At 31.2% G+C, this 5,916-nt stretch carries 7 protein-coding genes; 1 reads left to right on the top strand and 6 read right to left on the bottom strand.

Translation table 11 applies throughout. From position 1 onward, the window contains the following. Positions 1-308 precede the first annotated feature (308 nt). The 6 genes from BMZ74_RS13950 to BMZ74_RS13975 form a co-directional block, all read right to left on the bottom strand. Positions 309-830, bottom strand: a complete 522-nt coding sequence (locus BMZ74_RS13950) for a hypothetical protein (protein ID WP_089862817.1) — start codon at positions 828-830, stop codon at positions 309-311. A 155-nt stretch (positions 831-985) separates the two neighbouring features. Continuing rightward, complete coding sequence (locus BMZ74_RS13955) at positions 986-1,360, bottom strand: MerR family transcriptional regulator (protein WP_089862818.1); 375 nt, start codon at positions 1,358-1,360, stop codon at positions 986-988. Between the two features lie 30 nt (positions 1,361-1,390). Beyond that, positions 1,391-2,377 (bottom strand): aldo/keto reductase, encoded by a 987-nt coding sequence (locus tag BMZ74_RS13960; RefSeq protein WP_089862819.1) that lies wholly within the window; start codon positions 2,375-2,377, stop codon positions 1,391-1,393. Between the two features lie 18 nt (positions 2,378-2,395). After that, positions 2,396-3,157, bottom strand: coding sequence for a carboxymuconolactone decarboxylase family protein (locus tag BMZ74_RS13965; protein ID WP_089862820.1), 762 nt, complete (start codon positions 3,155-3,157; stop codon positions 2,396-2,398). A gap of 52 nt (positions 3,158-3,209) precedes the next feature. Further along, the gene (locus tag BMZ74_RS13970) at positions 3,210-4,322 is read right to left on the bottom strand and encodes an MFS transporter (protein WP_281244116.1); all 1,113 of its coding nucleotides are present in this window, start codon (positions 4,320-4,322) and stop codon (positions 3,210-3,212) included. A gap of 183 nt (positions 4,323-4,505) precedes the next feature. Beyond that, positions 4,506-5,387: a LysR family transcriptional regulator gene (locus BMZ74_RS13975; RefSeq protein ID WP_089862822.1), complete on the bottom strand. Its 882-nt coding sequence runs from the start codon at positions 5,385-5,387 to the stop codon at positions 4,506-4,508. Between the two features lie 310 nt (positions 5,388-5,697). Between BMZ74_RS13975 and BMZ74_RS13980 the strand changes: the two genes are divergently transcribed. Continuing rightward, the coding region (locus tag BMZ74_RS13980; protein ID WP_177181450.1) for a transposase family protein at positions 5,698-5,916 on the top strand (219 nt) is incomplete at its 3' end.

Genomic DNA, 5,916 nt, shown 5'->3' on the forward strand with positions numbered 1-5,916 from the left:
TCTTAATTTAGAAAACTTAACTGTAATGGGAGCTAAAAAAGTTAAAACTCATCTGCTATTAAGTTCTATCAGTTTGATCGCTGCAAGAATTGCAGCCGAGAAAATCAAACTGCAAAATCAGGTTTTAGCTGCTTAAAAAGCATTTTAAAGCATGATTTTAAGTTACCCAAGCTAAGTGCGTCTAAATTTAGCAGTAAATCTATGGTAAATCATTAAAATCTACTATTTCAAGTTAAAAGGCTTATTTTTATGATTCGCAGACAATATTTTTTTGAATTAAACTAAATTAAGCGTATTATGAAATTCGCTTACTTATGATCTGGAGTTGGAATATAACTATATTTTTTAATTTCACCTGTCTGAGTTGATAGATCTATTCTATCAACTGAAAATGAACTTCCAGCCAGGCGCCTTCTCAAAACTGTCGAAAAACTGCCAAATTTAGAAAAGTCAAGTCCTAAATCTTTTTGATAAGTAGTTCTAATTACTTTCAAATTATTATTAATAAGATAAATATCATAGCCAGTAAATTTATTTTTTAACTCTGTTAGATTCCAATTATCAACATCAGGACTAATTTGATATTTTTCAATCATACTATAAGAATATTCTTTCATTTCTTGATCCAACTGTTTTTCAGCAATCTGATAAGCATTATTTATATAATTAACAGTTTGCAAAATATTTTCTTCCACTAATCGCTGCTGACTCTGGTACTTTTCCCGAATGACACCTTTAATACTGTAATATTGAGTTACTACTATAGCAACCATTCCCAGAGCTAGTAAAATAATAAATAGATATTTAAATCTTTCTAGTAATCTTTTCAATTTTCCCTCCTTTACAGTCAAGAATTTACTATCATAATAAATATTATTGTTCTTTTAGTAAATATTATCATAAATTTCTATTATCTACAATTTAAAATACCTAGTTAGCTTTTGCTAACTAGGTATTTTAGCTAAATTATTCTTAATTATAATTATTATTTATTAGCTAATTCATTTTCTAAATTTCCCTGCTGATAGACTTCAATTTTATAATTTAAACGTTCCAGAGTCTCCTGCATAGAAGCAATTTTCTCGACTAATTTATCTCGCTCTTCTGTCAGCAGTTCTTGCCTGGCTCTAATTGTAGAATCACCCTGCTGATAAAGCTTTAAATATTCAATCAGTGATTCAATTGGTAAGCCAGCATTACGCATACACTTAATAAACTCTATCCAGCCACAATCTTCTTCATTATAATCTCTATTACCACTACTATTGCGTTTAATCTCAGGTATTAAACCAATTCTTTCATAATAGCGAAGTGTATCTTTACTTAAATCAAATCTCTCACTAACTTCTGATATTTGCACTTATTTATTCCCCCTAATTGAACTTCATACTTATTCAAAATCATCGAATAATACTTCAGCTCGATCAGTGGCTGGTGCTGGCGCTGGTGAAAGATCAGAAATCTCTTTTCTCATTTCAGCAGACATTTCAAATTCAGCAGCTGCTAAAGAGTCTTTTAATTGATCAAGATTACGCGCACCAATTATCGGAGCTGTAATTGTCGGATTAGATTTAACCCAGGCAACAGCTAAAGTAACTGGATTAACATTTTTTTCAGCTGCATATTTAGTAAATCTTTCTGCTACTTTATAATTAATTTGATCATGATAACGAGCAGAATAGCGTGCCTGATCAACAAGTCTTCCCTGCTCTGGTTTTTTATCTACACTATATTTACCGGTTAGAAGTCCAGCCCCTAAAGGACTATAAGAAATCACTCCTAAATTATGCGCTTCTGCTAATGGCAATATTTCAGTTTCTGCCTGCCTTTTAACAAGATTATACATTGGCTGAATAAGTTCAAAACGAGCCAGAGATTCTTTAGCAGAAATACCAAGTGCAGTAGCTATCTGCCAGGCTGCCCAATTACTTACTGCTGGATATAAAATCTTTCCTTGTTTTTGCAGCTGATCAAGCGCAGATAAGGTTTCTGCAATAGGGGTATTATTATCAAACATATGGATAAAATAAAAATCAATATAATCTGTACCAAGCCGCTTTAAACTATTTTCTACTTCTCTGATAATATTTCTTCGACTAGCTCCCATAGCGTTAATATCTTTACTCATTGGATAAAACATTTTACTAGTTAAAATAATTTCATCTCTATTATCCGCTGCAATACATTCACCAAGTATTTCTTCTGACTTACCACCACTATAAACATTAGCAGTATCAAAGAAATTAATTCCTGCTTCACGACACGCTTTAAACATTTCCTGAGCAGTTTCTCGGTCAGCATCACCACCAAATGACATTGTTCCCATACATAAACTAGAAACTTTAATTCCTGTTCTTCCAACAGTGTTATAATTCATTTTAAAAACTCCCTTCTTTTATTCAGATTCTGGTATTACTTCATTTAAACAACTTAAAGCATTTAAAGTTCTTGGATAACCGAGATACGGCACTAATTGAGTAAGTACAGCTAATAAAACTGCCTTATCATTGCCAACACTCAAATTACCATTAATATGACCTTTCAATTGTGATTCACAGCCACCTAAAGCAGCCAGCATAGCAAAAGTAATTAACTCACGTTCTTTTAAGTCAAGTCCAGAGCGTGTGTAATAATCACCAAAACAGTTTGCTGAAAGATAATCCTGGATATGTTTTTGATTTTCGGGTGCATTTTCATGCATTTTATCAATTATTTCACCAAAAATTGACTTTTGAACTGCAAGTCCCTTTTCAAACCTTGTTGAACGATCTGTAGTAGACTGTCCTGCTAAGGGTAGATCAACCCCTTCTTCTTTAAAAATCTGATTAGTTATCTTTAAAAAGTCATAGCTTTTAGCCATACCTACATAAGCAGTAGATTGATAAATAACTTCTTTAATTTTAACAGGTTCTAAACCAATATTTAGTGCTATTTTGAGCATTGTTTTAAATTCACCCTGGCCTTGAGCTGCAACTAGAGCCGCTAAAGTAACCATTACTCTATCCTTTTCGTCCAGCTCACTATCTGATAAAACATCATCAAAAGCAAAATTAGCAAAGATTTCTATCAGTTCAGGATCTGTTTTCTTTAACTCAAAATCATAACTATCACCAAAAAATTTTTTTAATTTAGTCTGAGCCTTTTCTGTAATTTCCATTATTCTGCCTCCTTTTTAAGTTAAATCTTAATTAATAATTGTTTTTGCGACTTTATTTGCGACCATAAAAAAGATAATATAAAAACATAGCTAAGATTACAACTAAAGCCATAGCCAGATATAAACCTCTAAAACCAAGTTTCGGAATTAACATTCCTAAAAAAAATGGACCAATACCTATCCCAATTTCCGAAATAGCTAAAAATGTTGAGGTAGCAATACCCACACGATGGTCCGGAACTGAGTTTATAGCAATAGTTTGCCCACAGGCAGAAAATGTTCCAAAACCAAATCCCATTAAAATTGCTGCAAATAAAAGTACCAATCCAGTTTGAGCCTGACTAATAACAATTAAACCTGCAGCAAAAGCTAAAAAAGCTGGATACATCACATAATTTTTCCCTTTCAAATCAAACCAACGTCCAGTTAGCGGCCTAAAAACCAACATAGACATTGAATATACAAGGAAAAATACACTGCCTGCCTTTACTAAATTAATTTGATCAACATAAGTTGAAAGAAAACTAATGATACTTGCATATGCAAAAAAAGTCATTGCTCCAACTATTGCTATAGGAAGAACTTTAAATTCAAAAAGCTTTTTAAGTTTAAAACTCTTAATTTCTGCTAGATGTTCAGCACTTAACTCAACTTCTGGTACCTCCATAAAAAACAGAGAAAAATAACCAATTACCAATAGAATACTGCTGAATACTAAAATTAAAGAAAAATCACCTTGCTGATAAAAAAATATTCCTAATGAAGGTCCAATAGCAGAGGCAATCGTTATGCTTAACATAAAATATCCCATTCCTTCTCCTCTTCTAGAATCAGGAATAAGTCCTGCAGCTATTGTCATTGCTGAAGTTGTTGCAACTCCAAAACCAAGCCCCTGAATAATTCTAATCAAAAATAAAGCAGCAAAATTACCAGCAATAAAATAAGAAAAAGTACCTAATCCATATATAACTAAACCTAAATGCAGCATCTTTTTTCGGCCAAATTCTTCAATCAACTTTCCAGAAATAATTCTCGCTGGTAAAGCAAATACCATAAAAATACCAGCAATCAATCCAGCTAGACTTGCTGAAATGTCTAAATCATTTATTACATAATTTGCTATAATAGTCATTAGCTGATAGTAAATTAACATTATAATAAACATTATTGTAGAATTAATCAAAAACTCTTTAGTCCATAGTCTATCTCTATTAATTTTTAAGCATCCTTTCTTAGCAACCTTAAGTTAACTCCAGGTACAAAATTTATTAACTAATTTTAGTTTAACAAGTTTACTCTAACATTACCAATACTTATTAGTTATTCTTTTAAATGCTTAAAAAGCATATTAAATTTCAGGATACTCTTCTCTAATCAAATCTATAAAGGCAGATACAGTTGAACTAAATATTTGTTTATTTTGCCAGATAAAAGTACAGGAAGACTTCAAAGAGGGACTGAGAGGTCTAAAACAAATTTTATTGCTCTGACCAATTTTTAAAGAGCTTTCCAAGCCAAGTGCATATCCTAAACCATTTTCCACTAAAGTTAAAGCATTATAAATAAGATTATATGAAGCAATAAAATTAATCTCACTAAAAGATTCTGCAAAAAAATCAGCCATTTTTTTCTCAATAGTTGAACGTTTACTAATAATTAAATTAGAGTTTTTTAAATCAGCAGCTGTTACTTTACTTTTCTTAGCTAATGGATCACCCTTTAATAAAAGAATTCCCCAGCTTTCTTTTTCTTTTAAATTAATTGTAGAATAACTGCTAACTTCTACAGGATTAATTAATAAACCAATATCAATTAACCCTTTATTAATCTTTTCTTTAATATCACTAGCATTTCCTGTAAAAAGATCAAACTTAACTTCCGGATATTTGTTATGAAACTTCCTAATTAAGCGAGAAAGAACTTGCGAAGTCATCACCGATTCACCGCTACCAATTGATATTTTACCAGTTACTAAATCTGAAGTTATTTCACCCTCTGCCTTATTAACTAAAGCAAGTATTTCTTCAGCTCTCTTAACAAGCAATCTGCCAGCTTCAGTCAGCTTTATTTCTCTTTTCCCTCTAACAATTAGCTGTGTATCAAGCTCATCTTCTAACTTCATTAACTGCCTGCTAAGAGTTGGCTGAGTAATATGTAAGACTTCTGCTGCCCTGGTTATATTGCCTTCTCTGACTACAGTTAAAAAATAACGAAGAACTCTTAGCTTCATCTTTCTCCTCTCCCAATTAGTCTATTCGATTAAATATTAAAAAATAATATTCTAAATCCTCAAATTAATATACATATATTATATCAAATAACTATTAATATCCGAATTTAATTATTTTTATTAAAACAAGCCCCATTATTAAAAAGTAATGGAGCATGTTTAAAAACTAAAATAAAATATTTTGGTTGTATAATTAATGTTGTGAAGAAAAAACTGTAAATCTAAAAATATCTAAATAAAAAAGGCATTTGCCTGGCTCCGTTGAATTAAATAGTTACAACACCAAAAATTCAATAAAGGAGTCAAGCAAATGCATAATAATCTTATCACAGATTTAATGGATTTACCAGACCTAGTTGCAACAGATTTAATTAAAACGGAGGAATATTTAGTTTTTGTAGCTGACTATAAAATAGATCATGTTAAATGTCCTGTCTGCGGCAAAAAAGCAGAAAAGATTCATGATAGAAAAACTCAAATGATTCAGGATACTTCTCTTCGAGATAAAAAAACAGTTATTAGACTTGAA

Origin of the sequence: Halanaerobium salsuginis (assembly GCF_900114545.1) — a bacterium.
In the GTDB taxonomy this organism is placed as follows: domain Bacteria; phylum Bacillota; class Halanaerobiia; order Halanaerobiales; family Halanaerobiaceae; genus Halanaerobium; species Halanaerobium salsuginis.